This window comes from Streptomyces sp. NPDC046335, from assembly GCF_055587985.1.
The window spans coordinates 324,444-342,106 of the sequence record NZ_JBVJFF010000004.1 but is presented as its reverse complement, the minus strand read 5'-3'; the positions used below and the strand labels follow the sequence as shown (position 1 = coordinate 342,106).

13 protein-coding genes are annotated in these 17,663 nt (G+C 72.3%); 4 read left to right on the top strand and 9 right to left on the bottom strand.

What is annotated here, in order from left to right; all coding sequences use genetic code 11:
* Positions 1–77: 77 nt before the first annotated feature.
* The 4 genes from ACZ6JY_RS11035 to ACZ6JY_RS11020 form a co-directional block, all read right to left on the bottom strand.
* Positions 78–473, bottom strand: a complete 396-nt coding sequence (locus tag ACZ6JY_RS11035) for a VOC family protein (RefSeq protein ID WP_469194501.1) — start codon at positions 471–473, stop codon at positions 78–80.
* The gene (locus ACZ6JY_RS11030; protein ID WP_469194499.1) at positions 467–1,222 is read right to left on the bottom strand and encodes a phosphodiesterase; all 756 of its coding nucleotides are present in this window, start codon (positions 1,220–1,222) and stop codon (positions 467–469) included. The genes ACZ6JY_RS11035 and ACZ6JY_RS11030 overlap by 7 nt, the downstream gene beginning before the upstream one ends.
* The gene (locus ACZ6JY_RS11025; protein WP_469194497.1) at positions 1,219–1,767 is read right to left on the bottom strand and encodes a DUF1360 domain-containing protein; all 549 of its coding nucleotides are present in this window, start codon (positions 1,765–1,767) and stop codon (positions 1,219–1,221) included. The genes ACZ6JY_RS11030 and ACZ6JY_RS11025 overlap by 4 nt, the downstream gene beginning before the upstream one ends.
* Before the next feature lie 103 nt (positions 1,768–1,870).
* A complete protein-coding gene (locus ACZ6JY_RS11020; protein WP_469194495.1) occupies positions 1,871–3,283 on the bottom strand; it encodes an aminopeptidase P family protein in 1,413 nt (470 codons plus the stop codon).
* Between the two features lie 203 nt (positions 3,284–3,486).
* Here ACZ6JY_RS11020 and ACZ6JY_RS11015 point away from each other — a divergent pair, with 203 nt between their 5' ends.
* Positions 3,487–4,470 carry a LuxR family transcriptional regulator gene (locus tag ACZ6JY_RS11015; RefSeq protein WP_469194493.1) on the top strand — a complete coding sequence of 328 codons (984 nt, stop codon included), beginning with the start codon at positions 3,487–3,489 and terminating at the stop codon, positions 4,468–4,470.
* Positions 4,471–4,494: 24 nt separating this feature from the next.
* Here the strand turns inward: ACZ6JY_RS11015 and ACZ6JY_RS11010 are convergent, their stop codons facing one another.
* Positions 4,495–4,749 carry a DUF6332 family protein gene (locus ACZ6JY_RS11010; protein ID WP_469194491.1) on the bottom strand — a complete coding sequence of 85 codons (255 nt, stop codon included), beginning with the start codon at positions 4,747–4,749 and terminating at the stop codon, positions 4,495–4,497.
* Between the two features lie 10 nt (positions 4,750–4,759).
* Entirely contained in the window at positions 4,760–5,578 is an 819-nt protein-coding gene (locus tag ACZ6JY_RS11005) for a restriction endonuclease (RefSeq protein ID WP_469194489.1), read from the bottom strand.
* A gap of 206 nt (positions 5,579–5,784) precedes the next feature.
* Here ACZ6JY_RS11005 and ACZ6JY_RS11000 point away from each other — a divergent pair, with 206 nt between their 5' ends.
* Complete coding sequence (locus tag ACZ6JY_RS11000) at positions 5,785–6,960, top strand: MFS transporter (protein WP_469195031.1); 1,176 nt, start codon at positions 5,785–5,787, stop codon at positions 6,958–6,960.
* A gap of 9 nt (positions 6,961–6,969) precedes the next feature.
* Here ACZ6JY_RS11000 and ACZ6JY_RS10995 read toward each other — a convergent pair whose 3' ends face one another.
* Together ACZ6JY_RS10995 and ACZ6JY_RS10990 are read right to left on the bottom strand one after the other, a co-directional pair.
* Positions 6,970–7,905, bottom strand: a complete 936-nt coding sequence (locus tag ACZ6JY_RS10995; protein WP_469194487.1) for an MBL fold metallo-hydrolase — start codon at positions 7,903–7,905, stop codon at positions 6,970–6,972.
* A 24-nt stretch (positions 7,906–7,929) separates the two neighbouring features.
* Positions 7,930–9,240, bottom strand: a complete 1,311-nt coding sequence (locus tag ACZ6JY_RS10990) for an MFS transporter (protein WP_469194485.1) — start codon at positions 9,238–9,240, stop codon at positions 7,930–7,932.
* 257 nt (positions 9,241–9,497) lie between these two features.
* Between ACZ6JY_RS10990 and ACZ6JY_RS10985 the strand changes: the two genes are divergently transcribed.
* Complete coding sequence (locus ACZ6JY_RS10985; protein WP_469194483.1) at positions 9,498–10,910, top strand: DEAD/DEAH box helicase; 1,413 nt, start codon at positions 9,498–9,500, stop codon at positions 10,908–10,910.
* Positions 10,911–10,941: 31 nt separating this feature from the next.
* Here the strand turns inward: ACZ6JY_RS10985 and ACZ6JY_RS10980 are convergent, their stop codons facing one another.
* Positions 10,942–12,372 (bottom strand): MDR family MFS transporter, encoded by a 1,431-nt coding sequence (locus tag ACZ6JY_RS10980; RefSeq protein ID WP_469195029.1) that lies wholly within the window; start codon positions 12,370–12,372, stop codon positions 10,942–10,944.
* 101 nt (positions 12,373–12,473) lie between these two features.
* On the opposite strand from ACZ6JY_RS10980, the gene ACZ6JY_RS10975 reads away from it, so the two are divergent.
* Complete coding sequence (locus tag ACZ6JY_RS10975) at positions 12,474–17,660, top strand: amino acid adenylation domain-containing protein (RefSeq protein ID WP_469194481.1); 5,187 nt, start codon at positions 12,474–12,476, stop codon at positions 17,658–17,660.
* Positions 17,661–17,663: the final 3 nt, after the last annotated feature.

The window sequence follows — 17,663 nt, the reverse complement described above, 5'->3', positions numbered from 1 at the left end:
ACCTGCTCCCACCCCCTCCCCCCCCCCCCCCCCCCCCCCCCCCCCCCCCCCCCCCCCCCCCCCCCCGTCCGCGTTCGTCACTGCGGCGGTCGGCCGCCGCTCGGTGCCTTGCTCAGATCCACGACGCAGAAGAGGTTGCCGTCCGGGTCGGCGAGGACGACGAAGTCGGGGTCGGGCGGGTAGAGGTCCCACTCCACGGCCTGTGCGCCGAGACCGATCAGCCGCCGGACCTCGGCCTGTTGCTCCTGTGCCGTGTCCGTGAAGAGGTCCAGGTGCAGGCGCGGGCGCGCCTCGGCGGGCGACTCGCTGTACATCAGCCCGAGGACACGGCCGGACCCGTCGGCGTGGCCGAGCGTCCGCCAGGTCTCGTTCTCCCACTCGCGCGTGACCACCAGATCCAGGGCCGCCGTCCAGAAGGCCACTGCCCGGGGGACGTCCGTGACTCCGATGACGGGGATACCGAGTCTCAACATGCCGGTGTCCTTTCGTGTTCGCCGGTCGTACGCCTGTCGTTTTCGCCGGTCGTACGCCTGCCTGCCCGGGAGGCGGCATAGGCGGCCTCCCGCAGTCCGCTGAACCTGTCCGTGGGGCGCAGGCCCGGCAGGCAGTGCGAGTAGGGGTCGTAGGAGGGGGTTTCGGCGGGCGGCAGGTCGAGCGGCGTCCCGGTCGTGAGCGTGCCGAGCGGCCACCACGCCCGGCCGGGCAGCGCGGCACACAGGTGGAACGTCAGCGGCGCCTGCTCCAGCGCCGTCCGCAGGCCGTCGAGACCGCTGGGCACGTGGGGCGAGGCCCCGGCGGGGTGGGCGATCAGGAGCCCCTGGCGGTCGCCGATGTGATAGGCGAGGAGCGTGGAGTACGGGCCGCCGGTCGCGTCCATGCGCGGCAGCGGCAGATGCCTGGTCGCCCGGCCGCCGCCGCTGGTGGTCAGCAGCACGTCCAGGGGCCGACCGGGGCCTCCCGCGTGGTGGACGCGCAGGGCGAGGCCCAGCGCGTCCGGCAGCCGTCCGGGCAGCCCGGCAGCTCGTGACCAGCGCAACTGGACGCGGTACTCCCCCGGCTCGTCGAGCCAGCGCTCACCCCAGGCACCACCCGCCGGGCGCACGGTGAGGGTTCCCTCGCCGCACACGCCGAAGGGGTGCAGCGCAGGCGCCCCGCGCCGGCGGGCGGCGGTGCGGGCCGCCCGCGCGACGAGCCCGACGGTGGTTCGTCCGGACGCGCTCATTCGCCGTTCTTCTGTACGAGGCAGTCGTAGCCGAGTTGCATCGCGTCGGCTGCCGCGAGCGCGGTGAGGCCGCCCGTCACGGTCCGGGTGGCGCCCGGCCACAGCAGGCGGGCGCCCGTGATGGTGGTCGTCAGCCAGACGCTCATGCAGAACGGGCACGTGACGAGTTCCCCCACGGTCGACCGCAGAAGGCCGCCGCGGGGGCTCTCACTGACCTCGGCCGGTCCCGTCGCCGACTCGTAGCGGGTGAAGGGCGCCCGGAGCGGGCTGGTGACCGAACCCTTGCTGAGCAGCCGGCTCAGCCGGAACGTGGCAGCCGCCGCGCACACGATGTCCCACGGCTCGGGCCGCTCGGGGAACTTCGCCTTGCGCAGGCCGACCGCCACACCCCACGCGGCCGTGTAGACGCCGAACGCGGCCACCGCGCCCGCGTGCCCGCCGAGGCCGCGCCGCTCACGCGGGGAGTAGGCCCTGCCCACGCGCCGGACGGCCTCCTTCGCCCGCTGCCCGCGGGTGCCCTCCTCGCGCTCTTCGCCGTGCTCCACAGTCGCCTCCGCTGGTCGGTGCCGGTGGTCCCGCCCCGTCGTGGACAACAGGTAACCGTTCGGCACCGGCGGAAACGCCCTGGCGGCAGGGCATCCGGGGCGCTCAGCCCGCGAAGCGCGCCATCCACGCCTCGACGTCGTCCGCCGACCGCGGCAGGCCCGCCGACAGGTTCTCGTGGCCGTCGGCGGTGACCAGCAGGTCGTCCTCGATGCGGACACCGATGCCGCGCCACTCCTCGGGCACGGTCAGGTCGTCCGGCTGGAAGTACAGACCGGGCTCGACGGTGAGCACCATGCCGGGCTCCAGGGCGGCGTCGACGTACTCCTCGTTCCGCGCCTGCGCGCAGTCGTGGACGTCGAGGCCGAGCATGTGCCCGGTGCCCGCCATGGTGAAGCGGCGCTGAAGACCGAGTTCGTACGCGCGGTCGGCCGGGCCCTCGATGAAGCCCCACTCCACCAGGCGGGCCGCCAGATGGCGCTGGGACGCCTCGTGGAAGTCGCGGTAGGCCGCGCCCGGCTTCACGGCGGCCATGCCGGCCTCCTGCGCCTCGTACACCGCCTCGTACACCTTGCGCTGTACGGGTGTGAACGTGCCGCTGATCGGCAGAGTGCGCGTGACGTCGGCGGTGTACAGCGAGTGGGTCTCCACGCCGGCGTCGAGCAGGAGCAGCTCGCCCGGGCGCACCGGGCCGTCGTTCTCCGTCCAGTGCATGATCGTGGCGTGGTCGCCCGCCGCGCAGATCGAGCCGTATCCGACGGCGTTGCCCTCCAGCCGCGCGCGGCGGAAAAACGTGCCCTCGATCCACCGCTCGGACGTCGCGACCGCCCGGGAGAGGTCGCCGACGACGTCGGTGAAGCCGCGCACGGTGGAGTCCACGGCCTTGCGGAGCTCGCCGATCTCCCAGTCGTCCTTGACGAGGCGCAGATCGCTGAGCGCCTCCGCGAGCTCGTCGTCCCGCTCCTCGTCGGAGGTGACCGCGGCCTCCAGGGCCGGGTCGACGCCGCGCACGATCCGGGTCGGCCCCTCGAAGCCACCGGCCAGGTCGGCGGCTGCCGTGCGGACGTCGCGGCAGGGCAGGCCGAGCACGAGCTGCGCCTCGGTCAGCGAGCGGCGCCTGCCCATCCACAGCTCCGCCGTGGGGCCGGTCCAGAATTCGTCGTCGTCCCTGCTGTCCCGCGGGAGCTGATAGCAGTAGGCGTCGTGGCCGCCGTCCGCGCGGGGCTGGAGGACGAGGGCGCCGTCACGGGCCTGGTCGCCGGTCATGTGCACGTAGCCGGAGTAGGCCCGGAACGGATAGGTGTCGTCGTTCGAGCGGACCTTGAGGTTGCCGGAGGGGATCACCAGGCGTTCGCCCGGGAAGCGGGCGGAGAGCGCGGCGCGACGACGGGCGGCGTACGGGGCCTGCTCGGCGGGGGCGAGGTCGTGCCGTTCGGTGTCCGCCCAGCCGGTCCGCATCAGGGCGGACAGCTCCTCGGATATGCCCGGGTAGAGCCTGTTCTTGCGGCCTTGCGCCATGGCGTACGCCTTTCTCTGGGGTGTCTGACTCTTCTGGGGTCTGACTCTTCTGCGGTCTGACTCTTCTGGGTCTGTCTCTTCGTGAAGCCGCCGGGGGCGACCGTGCTCGGAACGTACTCCGCCCCGCGGGCACCCGGGGCCGAAGAGTGCCACTGGCACGGATCGGCCACGGGCGTCGGCCGGACGGCGTCGATAATGCCGCCATGACGAACGTGAAACTCGGCGAGTCCCTGCGGCTGCTCGGGCTCGATCCCGCGGCGGCCCGGGTCTATGTCGCGCTGCTCGAACTGGCTCCGGCCCCGCTGAGCACGATCGGCACCGCGGCCGGGCTCGACGGTGCGGAGCTCGACCGTGCCTACGAGGGGCTGGTCGACGCCGGTCTGGTCGGCAGCGCCGAGCGGGGCGGGGACGCGGTGGCCCCGGTGCCGCCCGCCGCCGGTCTCGAAGTCCTTGCCCGGCACCGGGCGGCCGAGGTCGAGGAGTCGCGCATCGCGGTCGGCGGCGCGTTCGAGTCGTTCCGGCGGCAGCGGCTCGCCGCCCACAGCGACAACCTCGTCGAGACCGTCACCGGCGACGCCGTCGGCCCCAGGCTCCGCCAGGCCTGGGCCAGCGCCCGCGAACAGATCCGGCAGTTCGAGTCACCGCCCTACTTTCCCCTGCCCGGCGCCACGGAGGACGCGCTCGCCACGCTCGCCCGGGGTGTGACACAGCGCGTCGTGTACTCGCGTGAGTCGCTCGAACATCCGGGTCATCTGACCGAGGTCATCGAACCGTGCGTCAAGGCGGGCGAGCAGGCCAGGGTGCTGCCTTCGGTGCCGGTCAAACTCGTCATCATCGACGAGGCGTACGCGTTCGTGTCCCTGTCGATCAAGGAGGCCGACGTGCACAACACCATGCTGGTCGTGCAGCCGTGCGGTCTGCTCTCGGCGCTCATGGCCCTGTTCGAACAGTCCTGGAACAACGCCCTGCCGTTCCACGGCCGCACCGCGGCTCCGGGTGGGCTGCCGCCGGCCGACCGCCGCCTGCTGTGGCTCCTGGCCGGGGGCGCCACCGACGAGGTCATCGCCCGGGAGCTGGGCATCAGCCGCCGCACTCTCTTCCGGCGCCTACAGGTCCTGATGGCCAGGCTCGGCGCGGCCAACCGCTTCCAGATGGCGTTGCAGGCGCAGCGCTGCGGGTGGCTGTGAGCTTGGGGGTCGCCGTCCCCCACCTCAACGGCCCTCGCGCCGCCAGGCGTCGAAGCTGAGCAGGACCCGCACCAGGCGCCAGATTCCGGCAGCCACTCCCAGCGCGGCGCCCGCCGCCAGCACCGCCTTGCCCGCCGGTTCCGAGGTACCGAGGAACAGGGCGGGGATGAGCGAGAGGCCGAACACCGCCGCGGCCAGCAGGACAGCCGTCACCAGAGCGAAGACGATCTCCACCGTCATCGCGTCCTTCTCCCACCGCGACTCCCGCCCCGCATCCATGGGTGCAGTCTCACACATCGGCTTCGACGACCGCCCGGTCCCACGGGCTCGGCCCGGTGCCGTCGTGCCAGGCCTCCAGCTCGGCTCCGTTCACGCACACGATGCCGCACTGCTCCGCGTACTCAAGGGCGGGAACGGTGAAGTCGCTCGTCGTGACGAGGACCGCGACATCGGCCTCGTGGACGGTGAAGCACGTGCCGCCGAAGCGCTGCAGATCCTGTGAGCCGACCTTGTGGGTGTCGCCGTAGCGCTTGCACTGGATGACGACCCGCCGTCCGTCGGGGGTGTCCGCCATGATGTCCGCCCCCAAGTCGTGTGCTCCGCCGACGACTTCCACGTCCAGGCATGCGTCGCGGACGCAGAGCTCGGCTATGGCGTCCTCGAAGCCGTCGGCATCGAGGTCGGTGTAGTCGTCCGGGCAGTCGGCGACGGTGGTCGTCTCCGGGGCCACGGGTGCAGCCTCCGCACGCACCTCGCCCGGCGCGGCGGTCCGCGGGTCCGGCGGCACCCGCTCGTCGGCCGTCAGGTCGTCGATGCTGTCGGAGGCCCGTTCGGCCGCCTCCTCCAGCACCTCGGCGGCCCGGCGCGCACATCTCGCGGCGGAGAAGCGGCGCCATCTCGACCGGCACAACCACGCGGCCGCGACGGCCACCAGGAGGAGCGAGAGCGCCCACAGCGGGCGGCTTTCGACGATGTGCGCCGCGGTGCGGGCCAGGAACACCATGGCGCACAGGATGACCGCGAGCAGCACGAAGAACAGGGTGGTCACACGGAGGTCGAAGCGCCGCTTGTGGTTCGTGCGTCGAACCGGGCGCGTGGGTGAGGTCATGCCACTCTCTCTTCCGGTGATCACCGAAGATCACTCGCCATCCGAGTGCCCAAGATCAACGCCGCCAAAAGAGCCGCAGGCCGCTGAGCAGCAACGTCGGCGAAATCCGCTCGACCGGGACGTGCGGTGACGGTAATCATGCGTGAGTGACGTCGACCGAAGCAGCACCAATCGCTCTCCACGGAAGCGTCACGCGCCCGTTCTACATGTACGCCGTGCTCGCCAACACCCTGTTCCAGCGCGGCGTATTCGTCCTCTTCCTCTATCAGCGAGGCTTCTCCGCCGGGCAGGTGGCCTTACTGCAGACACTGCTCTACCTGGTCAGCGGAGTCGCGGAGTTCCCGACGGGAGTCATCGCCGACCGGATCGGCAGGCGTGCCGGCATCGTGATCGGCCAGGTGCTGGTAGCCGGATGTCTGCTCGGTCAGGTGGCGTTCACCGACTACTGGGTGTTCCTGGCGCTGTTCATCGGGCAGGGCGTGGGCATGGCATGTGTGTCCGGTTCGGACACCGCCCTGCTGTACGACCTGCTCGTGCGCCGCGGTGCGACGGCCGGCTACGTCAAGATCAGGTCCCGGTTCACCATGCTCGGGACGGTCACCTCGGGAGCCGCCATCGCCTTCGGCGGCCAGCTTCAGCGGATTTCCTGGGGGGTCGTCTACGTCGGTTCGGCGGCGTGCCTCGTCCTGGCCGTGGTGGTGCTGATGTCACGGGTGCCCGAGATCCGCGGCGCGGACATGGTGGACGAGCGGAGCGGAGGCGAGGAGCACCGCGACGCCACGGCGTGGCGGGCGATGCTTCGGGTCGCCACGCCGGCGCTCGTGACGCTCGTCGTGGTGTCCGGCTTGATGCATGCGACGTTGACGCCGTACATCATTTTCACGCAGAAGACCCTCTCCGATCAGGGAGCGGGCACCGCATTGGTCAGCGTGGTCATATCGGCGGGATTCTTCGCCGGCGGGCTCACTCCCTTGCTGTCGGACCGCGCGAACCGGCGCATCGGGTACCGGGTCGTCGTCCCGGTGTCTCTCCTGACGCTCGCCGCGGCGCTCGGCCTGAGCGGCCTCGGCCTTGTCTGGCTCACCATCACCGCGTTCCTGCTTCTGGTCGGAATTCCCGAGATCACCGCCGTGATCGTGGACAACGTGTTCAACGAGGCGGTGCCGTCGCGTCACCGGGCGAGCCTGCTGTCGATGATCGCGTTCGTGGAGTCGGTGCTCATCGGCATCGGTTATCTCGTACTCGGCGCGCTCATGGGCGGGTTGGGCTCCGGTGCGGGCATGGCCGCCTACGCCGCGGTCCCCCTGCTGGCATGTCTCCTGTGGCTCCCGGTGCTCTGCCGAAGGGCCCGGGTGACCACCGAGACCGAGAAGCGCGCGTAGCGGTCTTGGTCAGGAAGCGGGGACGGGATCCAGCCGGTAGGCGTCCCCGTGGGAGACCACCCGGCCGGCGGTGGGCGGTGCGAAGTGGGTGCCGAGGAGGAGGGTGTCCGTGCCGGCGAGGGAGCCGAGCAACTCGCGGCGGGTGGCCTCGGACCGCTGCGGGTCGATGTCGACGCAGGCGCCGATGACGGGGTGTGCGAGCTGGACGGGATGGTGGACGCAGTCTCCGGAGATCAGCGCCGTCTCACGCTGCTCCTCACCCCGGCTGGTCAGTTCCACGGCGACATGGCCGGGAGTGTGGCCGGGTGTCGGGATCAGGCGCAGGCCGGGGGCGATCTCGGCGCCCTCGCGCGGGACGTCGACCGTGCTCAGCAGACCCGCCTGCTCGACCGGGATCACGGAGTCGCGGAACATCTGTTCACGCGCCTCCTCCATGTCGTACGTGGCCCAGAACTCCCGCTCGGCCCGGGAGGTGAGGTAGCGGGCGTTGGGGAAGGTGGGGACCCATTCGCCGTTCACCCGCCGGGTGTTCCAGCCGACGTGATCGGCGTGCAGGTGGGTGAGGATCACCAGGTCGACGGAGTCCGGGGGGAACCCGGCGGCGGTGAGGCGCTCCAGGAAGTCGGTCCGCAGGTCGTGCCAGGCCGGGTTGGCCCGCTCCTTGCCGTTGCCGATGCCGGTGTCGACGAGAACGCGCAGCCCGTTCACGACGAAAGCGAAGCTGTGGCTGTCGATGTGCAGAATCCCGTCCCGGTCGGCGAAGTGGGGGTGCAGCCACTCCTGGGCGTTCACCACATCAGGGGTGGCGTCGGGCAGCAGCCAGGGCCCGGTCGCGGGCGGCAGGGCGACTTCGTCGATGCGGTGGACGGTGACGCCGCCCACGGTCCAGGAGGGGATGGGAGTGGCGGCGTGAGTGGCGGCGTGAGTGGCGTGAGAGGTGTGCATGGTGTGCCGTTTCCTTCGTTCTCTTCAGTGGGAGCGGTCGGTTTCGGGGCGGGCCGCCCCGCGTCGTGACGCGGTGAGTGCCGCCAGGGCCGCCAGGGCGAGGAGAGCGGCGGTGATGGCGTAGGCGTGCGAGGTGGCCCCCAGCCCGTAGTGCTGGGTGGCGGCGCCCGCGGCGATGGCGGGCAGGCTCATGGAGAGGTAGCTGAGGATGTAGTGGGCGGCCAGTGTCGCGGCGCGGTCCCGCTCGTCGAGCGAGGTGAGGAGCATGCGCAGCGCCCCCTGGGAAACGGCGCCGAAGGCGATGCCGGCCAGCACCGCGCCGCCGTAAACGGCGGGCAGCCCGGCGCCGTGCAGACCGCCCAGGGTCAGGGCCGCGGCGGGCGGGACGGACAGGCAGCCGCCGATCGCCGTGGCGCGGGGCGGCCTGCGCCGCAGCGTCCATACGGTGAGCGCGGCCGTGGCGCTGAGGGTGAAGAAGACCATGCCGCGGGCTGCTTGCGGGGCGTCGGGGGCCACCAGGCGTACGAGGGCCGGGCCGAGGGAGGAGTAGAAGCCGCCCAGCGCCCAGACGGTGCCGACAGCGGCGCCCGCGGCCAGCAGGGCGCGGCGGGCCGGCGGCGGGACGCTGACCCGCGGGCGCAGCGACCGCAGCGCTCCCGCGTGGCGGTGGGCCGTCTCCGTGGTGAAGGCGGCCGCGATCGCCTGGGCGAGGAACACCGCCGCCAGCAGTACGTAGACGGTGACGGTGGGGGCGGGGGCGAAACGGACGAGCAGGGTGGAGACGAGCACGCCGATGGCCATGCCCGCGGCCGGGGTGACGCTGTTGGCCAGGGTGGACCTGCCCGGGTGCCGGGGGCTTTCCAGGTCGAGGAGTGCCGCGCCCGCGGCGCTGGTGGCGGCGCCGGTGGCCGCTCCTTGCAGGACCCGGGCCATGGTCAGGGAGCCCGCGCCGTCCGCCGAGGCCAGGAGGACCATGGAGGCGGCCGCCATGAGCAGGGCGCCTGCCAGGACGGGGCGTCGCCCCAGGTGGTCGGAGAGCGCTCCGGTGGTGAGCAGGGCCAGCAACATCGCCAGGGCGTACGCGCCGAAGACCACGGTGACGGAGAGCGCGGAGAGGCTCCACTGGTCCTGGTAGAGGGGGTAGAGCGGGGTCGGAGCGCTGGACGCGGCCAGGAGGGCCGCGAGTATCGACACGTCGAGGGCGAACGAAGCCGTGCGCCTCTTCGTACGAGTGCGGGTGTGGGCGCGGGCGCGGACGCCGGTGCGGGTGGCCTGGTGAGCGACGTGCGCGGGTGCGTCGGACGCCGCCGGTGCGTCGGAGATGACGCCGGGCATGGGACTCCTTCCGTTAACGCAATGCATTTGCGTTAACGCGACCGTAGACCTTGCGGGCGAGTTAAAGCAAATGCTTAGCTTTTACCGTGGAGGGCTTCGTTGTCGCCCGCCGATCAGGCGGAAAGCGGGCCGCGGTCTCTTGTGTTAGCGTCAACCGTTTGCACGGGTGTGACCGGCCGGCGATTCGGGCCGTGCGGGGCCCGTCGTCCGTCTACCGGGCCTTCCTCGGTACGTATCGCCTGCGGAAGGCTCCCTTCATGAACAGTCCGGACCGCTCCGACAGCCCCTCGGCGACGCCGCCGGCCGACTCCTTCGCCGATTCCTTCGCCGATCTCGGGCTGCCGCCCGCCGTGCTGCGCACGCTGGGCGAGCAGGGTGTCGAGACGCCGTTCCCGATCCAGGCGGCCACGCTGCCCAACGCCCTCGCGGGCCGCGACGTACTGGGGCGCGGACGCACCGGTTCCGGCAAGACCCTCGCCTTCGGGCTGCCGCTGCTCGTACGGACGGCCGGGCGGCGCGCGGAGGCCAAGCAGCCGCTCGCCCTGGTCCTGGTCCCCACCCGCGAGCTGGCCCAGCAGGTCACCGAGGCGCTCACCCCGTACGCCGGGGCGCTGGGCCTGCGGATGGCCACGGTCGTCGGGGGCGTGTCGATCGGCCGGCAGATCGCCGCGCTGCGCGACGGCGCCGAGGTCGTCGTCGCCACGCCTGGCCGGCTGCACGACCTCATCGAGCGCAAGGCCTGCCGACTGGGACGCGTACGGATCACGGTGCTCGACGAGGCCGACCAGATGTGCGACATGGGTTTCCTGCCGCAGGTCACGGAGGCGCTCGACCAGGTGCGTCCGGAGGGGCAGCGGATGCTGTTCTCCGCGACCCTGGACCGCGACGTCGACGACCTGGTCTCGCGTTACCTGAAGGACCCCGTCGTGCACTCGGTCGACCCGGCCGCGGGCGCGGTGACGACGATGGAGCACCATGTGCTGGTCGTCCACGGGCCCGACCGGTACGCCGTCACCACGGAGATCGCCGCGCGCGACGGCCGCGTCCTGCTGTTCCTCGACACCAGGCACGCGGTCGACCAGCTCACCCGGCATCTGCGTGCCAGCGGGGTGCACGCCGCCGCCCTGCACAGCGGCAAGTCGCAGCCGCAGCGCACGAAGACCCTCGGGCAGTTCAAGAACGGTCACATCACCGTGCTGGTGGCGACGAACGTCGCCGCCCGCGGCCTGCACGTCGACGACCTCGACCTGGTCGTCAACGTCGATCCGCCCACCGACCCCAAGGACTACCTGCACCGCGCCGGCCGCACCGCCCGCGCGGGCGAGTCCGGCATCGTCGTCACGCTGGTCCTCTCGGGGCAGCGCCGCGAGATGAGCCGCCTCATGACCGAGGCCGGCATCGAGGCGACGGTCACCAAGGTGCGCTCGGGCGAGCAGGAGCTGAGCCGGATCACCGGGGCCAAGGCGCCCTCCGGCGCTCCGCTCGACGGGCCCGCCGCGCCCCGGGCCAAGAACACCAACGCGCCCTTCCGCGGCCTCGGCACCAGCAAGGACGCCTCCCGCGCCACGGGCACCGGCGGTGGCACCGGCGGCGGCAAGTCCCGCAAGTCCGGGGAGGCCCGCAAGCTCGCCGAGGCCCGCAGGGCGGCCCGCGTCCGCCGCGGCGGCTGAGGAACCGCCCGTACGGGCCCCGGCGCGCCGGTCAGTCGTCCGCGGGGGTCTTGGAGTCCGTGGGGGCCTTGGAGTCCTCGGGGGTCTTGGGGTCCTCGGGCGTCTTGGAGTCCGCGGGTTTCGGGGCGTCCGCGGCCGCCGCGGGGTGGCCCTTGGGCAGCGTCAGAGTGAGCACGAGCGCCAGGACGACGAGACCGGCCACCCACCAGAAGGTGTGGCTGAAGTCCGCGGGCCCGGCGCTCTTCTGCTCCCCCGCCTGGCTCGTGAGGACCACGGCGAACAGCGCGGTGCCGAGTGAACCGCCCACGCGCTGAAGGATGTTGATGGCGGTGGTGGCGCGCGGGATCGACGCCTTCGGCAGCCCGCCCTGGAAGACGGCGGCCATCAGCGGGCCGACGCAGAGCCCGATTCCCGCGCCGCGTACGGCGAGTGCCGCGAGCAGCAGCCATGTCGGCGGATCGGACGGCAGCTGCGTGTAGACCAGGGTCCCGAGCGCCAGCAGGCCGAGGCCGCCCAGCATCGCGGGCCGCGGGCCCAGCTTGTCGGCGAGCGAGCCGCCCAGGAAGAGCATCAGGAGCATGCCGATGCCCTGGGGCGCCACCTCAAGGCCGGCCTGTAGCGCGGTGTGGCCCCTGGCCTGCTGGAAGTAGAGCGGGAAGAGGTAGACCGCGCCGAAGAAGAAGCCTCCGTACACGAGCATGATCCCGGAGAGCGTCCTGAACCAGCGGGTGTTGAACAGCCGCAGGTCGATGACCGGAGGGTGGGGTGTGGTGCGGGCGTGCGCCACGTACCCCGCGAGCAGTACGGCGCCTGCCGCGACCGGGACGAGCACCGCGGTCGCGCCGTCGGCCACCCGGGAGACGCCGAAGACCAGCAGGGCGAGGCCGGGCGAGAGCAGCAGCAGCCCCTTGAGGTCGAGGCGGGCCGTGCGCTGCGGCTCGTCGCGCGGGAGCATCTTGGCGGCGAGCCCGCCCGCGATCAGGCAGATGGGCAGGTTGAGGTAGAAGATCCAGCGCCAGGTCGACGTCTCGACCAGGACGCCGCCCAGGGTCGGGCCGATGACCGAGGCGAACTGGGTGGGGATGGTCACCAGGGCCATGATCCGGCCCACCCGGGCGGTGCCCGCGGCCCGGGCAAGGACCGCCTGGGCGATCGGCACGATCATGCCGCCGCCAAACCCCTGAAGGACCCGGGAGACAATCAGCGAAGGCGCCGACCAGGCAATTCCGCACAGCAGTGAGGCGCCCAGGAAAATCGCCATGGCCGTCAGCCACATGGTCCGGGCGCCAAAACGGTCGACGGCCCATCCCGTGACCGGTATAACTGTGGCGATTCCCAGCAGATATCCCGTGATAATCCACTGGATCGTGTCAATCGGAGTGTTGAATTCCGAACGAATATCGTTCAGGGCCAGCGAAACGATGGTCGCGTCCAGCGCCGCCGCGAACGTACCCACGGCCATGAGAGCGCCCAGGACAAGGAGCGGCCGATCTAGTCGTGTTTCCTCTTGTTCGGAAGTGTCCGCACTGGTCACACGCGTCCTCCTGGGTCGGATGTACGGCAATGGAGTTGGTACTCCGCCCCGTCTCGCCCGAGATCATGCATTGTTCGCGCCAGGAAGTCCAGATCTTGATCTTGCGAAGTCGCCCTGAAAACATCTGCGTTCAAACACCGACTGCTTCATCACCCCACCATCGGACGGATGTTATGAATCGGGCTCAACTGCCCACTCTCGCGGGGCTTTTCGAGAAACACGCCGATTTCGCACCAGAACGGACGGCTCTCGCCTTCGAATCGCAGGAGTGGACTTACGCGGAGCTCGATGTCCGCGCGAATCGACTGGCCGCATATCTGCTCGATCGGGGTATCCGGGCAGGTGCCTTCGTCGGTGTGTGCACCGACCGGCGGTCCGACATGGTGATGGCCACCCTCGCCGCGCTGAAGTGCGGAGCGGTCGTCGTCCCGCTGGACGTGTCGTACCCCGCGGAGCGGCTCGCCTGGATGGCCGAGGACGCCGGGCTCGACCTGGTCGTCACCCGCCGGCCGCACGACAAACTGCTGCCGCTGGAAAGCACCCCCGTGGTGCGCCTGGACGACGACTCCGAAGAGATCGCGGCCTGCGGCGCGGAGCGGCCCGGCCGGCAGTCGGCGGCGCAGCCCGCCTGCATGATGTACACCTCCGGTTCCACGGGCCGCCCCAAGGGAGTGCTCACCACCCAGAAGGCCGTCATCAGGCTGGTCGTGGACACCTGTTACCTGCGTCTTGGCCCCGAGGACCGGGTCGGCTTCGGAGGCAACCTCTCTTTCGACGCCAGCGTCCTGGAGATCTGGATGGGGCTGCTCAACGGCGCCGCCCTGGTGGCCATCGACCGGGAAGTGATGATCTCCCCGCGCCATCTGCGGCAGTTCGTCGAGGAGCAGCGGCTCAGCACGGTGTTCGTCACCACCTCCCTGTTCAACGAGGTGATCCGCAACGAGCCCGCGGCCTTCGCGACCGTGCCCCAGATCGTGATCGGCGGCGAGGCGGCCGACCCCGGCAGCGTCCGGGCCGCCCGTGAGCACCTGCCGCCGGGCGGCCGGCTGCTCAGCGGCTACGGCCCCACCGAGGCAAGCACCTTCTCCGCCGTCCACGACACGGCCGCGCTGCCGCCCGACGCCGACGCCGTCCCCATCGGCACCGCCATCGACCAGACGCTGCTCTACGTGCTCGACGAGCAGCTCCGGCCGGTCCCCGACGGCACGCCGGGCGAGCTGTACATCGGTGGCACCGGTGTCTCCTACGGCTACTGGCGCCGCCCCGGCCGCACCGCGAGCTCCTTCCTGCCGGACCCCTTCGCGGGCGGCGGGGCGCGGATGTACCGCAGCGGGGACCGGGTGACCCGGCGCCCCGACGGCGTCATGGAGTTCGGCGGCCGCCTCGACGGCCAGGTGAAGATCCGCGGCTTCCGGATCGAGCTCGGCGAGGTCGAGGAGGCCCTGCGCGCCCACCCCGACGTGGTCGCGGCCGTCGCCACGGTGCGCGAGGACCGGCCAGGCGACAAGCGCCTCGTCGGCTACGTGGTGCCCAGGGGCGACGCGGCCGGGCAGGGCGATGAACTGACCTCTCGCATACGGGAGTTCAGCCGCGAGCGGCTGCCCGCCCAGCTCGTGCCGAGCGCCCTGGTCGTCCTCGACCGCGTACCGCTGACCCCCAACGGCAAGGCCGACCGCGCCGCGCTGCCCGCCCCGGCCGCCCATGCCGTGGCGGACGGACCGCGGGCCGGGCGCGACTCCACCGAGGAGTCGATCGCCGGGATCTGGGCCGACGCCCTGGGCGTGGACGACGTCGCCACCGACCGGAACTTCTTCGACCTGGGCGGCCACTCCCTGATCGCCACCCAGGTGGTCGCGCGCATCCGGGCCGTCCACGGCGTCGAACTCCCGATGCGGCTGATGTTCGAGGGGCGTACGGTGGCCCAGCTCGCCGAGGCGGTGCGCGAGGCCGGCTCCGCGCCCGGGGACCACGCGGAGCTGCCGGCCGTGCCCCGGCGGGACGATCCGACGCGGGGCCTGCCCTCCTTCGGCGAGGAGCAGTTCCTCTTCCTCGACGAGCTGAAGCCCGGTAACACCGCGTACAACAACGCCTTCGCCTACCGGCTGCGCGGCCCCCTGGACATCGAGGCGCTGCGCCGCGCGGTGCGGGCCCTCGCGGCACGCCACGACGCGCTGCGCACCTCCTTCGACAGCACCGGCGATGCGCGGCTCGCGCTCGTGGCCGACGAGGCGGCCCTCGAACTGCGCACCGCCCCCGCGCACCGCCCGGACGACGATGCGGGGCTGCGGAGCACGCTCGACGAGGAGGCCTACCGCCCCTTCGACCTGAGCGCCGCGCCCCTGCTGCGGGTCCTGCTGGTGCCGCTGGGCGACGACGACCACGTACTGCAGCTCACCGTGCACGAGATCATCGCCGACGCCGCGTCGCTGCGGGTCCTCTTCGAGGACCTGAGCGCGCTGTACGCGGGCCGTGTACTGCCTTCCGAGCCGCCGATCGGCTACCGCGACTTCGCGCAGTGGCAGCGCGGGCGACTCGACGGCGCGGGGGCCACCGAGCGGCTCGCGGACCAACTGGCCTACTGGCGTGCGCAGTTGGCGGGCGCCCCCGAGGTGCTGCCGCTGCCCACCGACCGGCCCCGCCCCGCGGTGCAGTCCTTCCACGGCGCCACCCACCACTTCACCCTGCCCGCCGAGCTGGTCACCGGCCTCGACGAGCTGGCGAGGGAGCACGAGGCCAGCCTGTTCATGGTGCTGCTCAGCGGCGTCAAGGCGGTGCTGCACCGCTACACCGGTCTCGACGACCTCGTCATCGGCTCACCGGTGGCGGGGCGGCTGCGGCCGGAGCTCGACCGGGTGGTCGGCTTCCTGGTCAACACCCTGGCGCTGCGCACCTCACTGGCGGGCGACCCGGCCTTCTCCGAACTCCTCGGCCGGGTACGGGAGACCTCGCTGTCCGCCTTCACCCACCAGGAGGTGCCCTTCGAGCGGCTCACCGCGGAGCTCGCGCCCTCCCGCGGCCTGAGCCACAGCCCGCTGGTCCAGGTGCTCTTCTCGCTGCACACCATGCCGGGTGAGGGGCTCTCGCTGCCCGGGGTGGAGCGCGAGCCGCTGCCGTCGGGCTTCCGCGCCACCCAGTTCGACCTGACGTTCACCCTGGAGCGGCGGCCCGACGGCACCATCGCGGGCTCCGTCATCTACAGCACCGACCTCTTCGACGAGGGCACCGTCGACCGGCTGACCGGGCACCTGACCACCCTGGTGCGCGGCGCGGTCGCCGCCCCGGGTACCCCGCTCTCCGCGCTGCCGCTGCTGACCGCACCGGAGCAGGAGGGGCTGCGGCAGCTCAACGACACCGCCACCCGGCAGGCGCCCGACGCCCCGCGGCTGCTGCACGAGACCGTCGAGGAGCAGGCCCGGCGCACCCCCGACGCCACCGCACTCGTCCACGAGGGCGACCGGCTCACCTACGCCGAACTCAACGCGCGGGCCAACCGCCTCGCCCGCCACCTGCGGGAGCGCGGCATCGGCCCGGAGCGGATCGTCGCCCTGTCGCTCGAACGCGGCCTGGACGTGCCGGTCGCGATCCTCGCCACGCTCAAGGCCGGCGGCGCCTACCTCCCGGTGGACCCCACCTACCCCGCGGAGCGGCGGGAGTTCATGCTGTCGCACTCCCGGGCGGCCGTGGTGCTCTCCGGGGCGCTGCCGGACACCCGTGAGCACTCCGCCGACGACCTGCGCACCCCCGTCGACCCGCGGAATCCCGCGTACCTCATCTACACCTCGGGCTCCACAGGGCGGCCCAAGGGCGTCCTCGTACCGCACGCCGGAGTGGTCAACCTGATCACCGACCCGCACTACGACGCGCTGGTGCCCCGCGGCTGCCGGGCCGCGGTCTGGGCGAGCTTCAGCTTCGACGCCTCGGTCTACGCGATGTTCCCCGCCCTCGCCCGCGGCGCCGAGGTCCACCTGGCCCCCGAGCGGGCCCGCACCACGCCCGAGGACCACCTCGACTGGCTGGCCGAGCACCGCGTCGAGAGCACGTTCCTCGCCCCGTACATGGTCCCCGAGGCCGCCCGCCGCCCCCAGCCCGACCTGCGCGGCATCAGCGTCGGCGCCGAGGCGGTCTCCGTCGACGCCTGCCGGCGGCTCGCCGAACGGCTCCGCGACGACTGCCTGGTCGTCAACGCCTACGGGCCGACCGAGGCGAGCGTCAGCGCCAGCATGTACGCCGTACCCGTCCCCCTGCCCGACGAGCTGTCCGCGGCGGAGAGCCTGCCGATCGGCCGGGCCCTGAAGAACGTACGCCTGCATGTGCTCGACGCGGCGGGTTCGCCCGTGCCCGCGGGGATCACGGGAGAGCTGTGGATCGCCGGTGAAGGACTGGCCCGCGGCTACCTCGGGGACCCGGCGCAGACCGCCGACCGCTTCCGCCCCGACCCGCTGGGGCCGCCGGGGACGCGGATGTACCGCACCGGCGACCTCGCGTACCGCAGGGCCGACGGGGAGCTGGTCTTCGCCGGCCGCGCCGACCAGCAGATCAAGCTGAACGGCCTGCGGGTGGAGCCCGGCGAGATCGAGGCGGTGGCCGAACGCCACCCCGCGGTCGGCGCCGCCCACGTCACGGCGTACGAAGGCGGCCTGGTCGGCTACCTGGAGGTGCCCGACGCGGACGGCTTCGACCTCGACGAGGTGCGCGCCTCCCTGACGGCGGCGCTGCCGCGGTCCCTGGTGCCCGGCCGCTTCGTGGTCCTGCCCGAGCTGCCGCTGTCGCCCAACGGCAAGCTCGACACCGCCCGGCTGCCCGAACCCGGCGCACCGGACACCGCCCGTGGCCGCGCCCCGCGCACCGACACCGAGCGGCTGATCGCCGACCTCCTCGGTGAACTCCTGGACATCGGCGAACTGACCGTGGAGGACAGGTTCTTCGATCTTGGCGGCGACTCCCTGAAGGCGGCCCGGCTCGCCCGCAGGCTCGCCAAGGCCCGTGCGCTGCCCGTACCCACCCTGCTCCCGCTGGTCCTGCAACAGGGCACGCTCGGCGACCTCGCGGCCGCCGTGGACGCCGCCCTGGTCGCCGCCGCCGGAGCCGTCTCCGTCGCCGGAGCCTCCCTCGCGGGGCCGCCCAGAGGAGCACTTTCCGGCGCCGCGCCGCTGCGCCCCGCGGCGCGCCGCACCCTGGCCGAGCTGCTCGACGAAGACAGAGCAGAGGAGAACTGACGC

What these genes read in the sequence shown, in the direction of transcription:
- ACZ6JY_RS11035 (WP_469194501.1), bottom strand. Translation starts at nt 473, where the DNA reads ATGTTGAGACTCGGTATCCCCGTCATCGGAGTCACGGACGTCCCCCGG.
- ACZ6JY_RS11030 (WP_469194499.1), bottom strand. Translation starts at nt 1,222, where the DNA reads ATGAGCGCGTCCGGACGAACCACCGTCGGGCTCGTCGCGCGGGCGGCC.
- ACZ6JY_RS11020 (WP_469194495.1), bottom strand. Translation starts at nt 3,283, where the DNA reads ATGGCGCAAGGCCGCAAGAACAGGCTCTACCCGGGCATATCCGAGGAG.
- ACZ6JY_RS11015 (WP_469194493.1), top strand. Translation starts at nt 3,487, where the DNA reads ATGACGAACGTGAAACTCGGCGAGTCCCTGCGGCTGCTCGGGCTCGAT.
- ACZ6JY_RS11010 (WP_469194491.1), bottom strand. Translation starts at nt 4,749, where the DNA reads ATGGATGCGGGGCGGGAGTCGCGGTGGGAGAAGGACGCGATGACGGTG.
- ACZ6JY_RS11005 (WP_469194489.1), bottom strand. Translation starts at nt 5,578, where the DNA reads ATGACCTCACCCACGCGCCCGGTTCGACGCACGAACCACAAGCGGCGC.
- ACZ6JY_RS11000 (WP_469195031.1), top strand. Translation starts at nt 5,785, where the DNA reads ATGTACGCCGTGCTCGCCAACACCCTGTTCCAGCGCGGCGTATTCGTC.
- ACZ6JY_RS10995 (WP_469194487.1), bottom strand. Translation starts at nt 7,905, where the DNA reads ATGCACACCTCTCACGCCACTCACGCCGCCACTCACGCCGCCACTCCC.
- ACZ6JY_RS10990 (WP_469194485.1), bottom strand. Translation starts at nt 9,240, where the DNA reads ATGCCCGGCGTCATCTCCGACGCACCGGCGGCGTCCGACGCACCCGCG.
- ACZ6JY_RS10985 (WP_469194483.1), top strand. Translation starts at nt 9,498, where the DNA reads ATGAACAGTCCGGACCGCTCCGACAGCCCCTCGGCGACGCCGCCGGCC.
- ACZ6JY_RS10980 (WP_469195029.1), bottom strand. Translation starts at nt 12,372, where the DNA reads ATGGCCGTGGGTACGTTCGCGGCGGCGCTGGACGCGACCATCGTTTCG.
- ACZ6JY_RS10975 (WP_469194481.1), top strand. Translation starts at nt 12,474, where the DNA reads ATGGAGTTGGTACTCCGCCCCGTCTCGCCCGAGATCATGCATTGTTCG.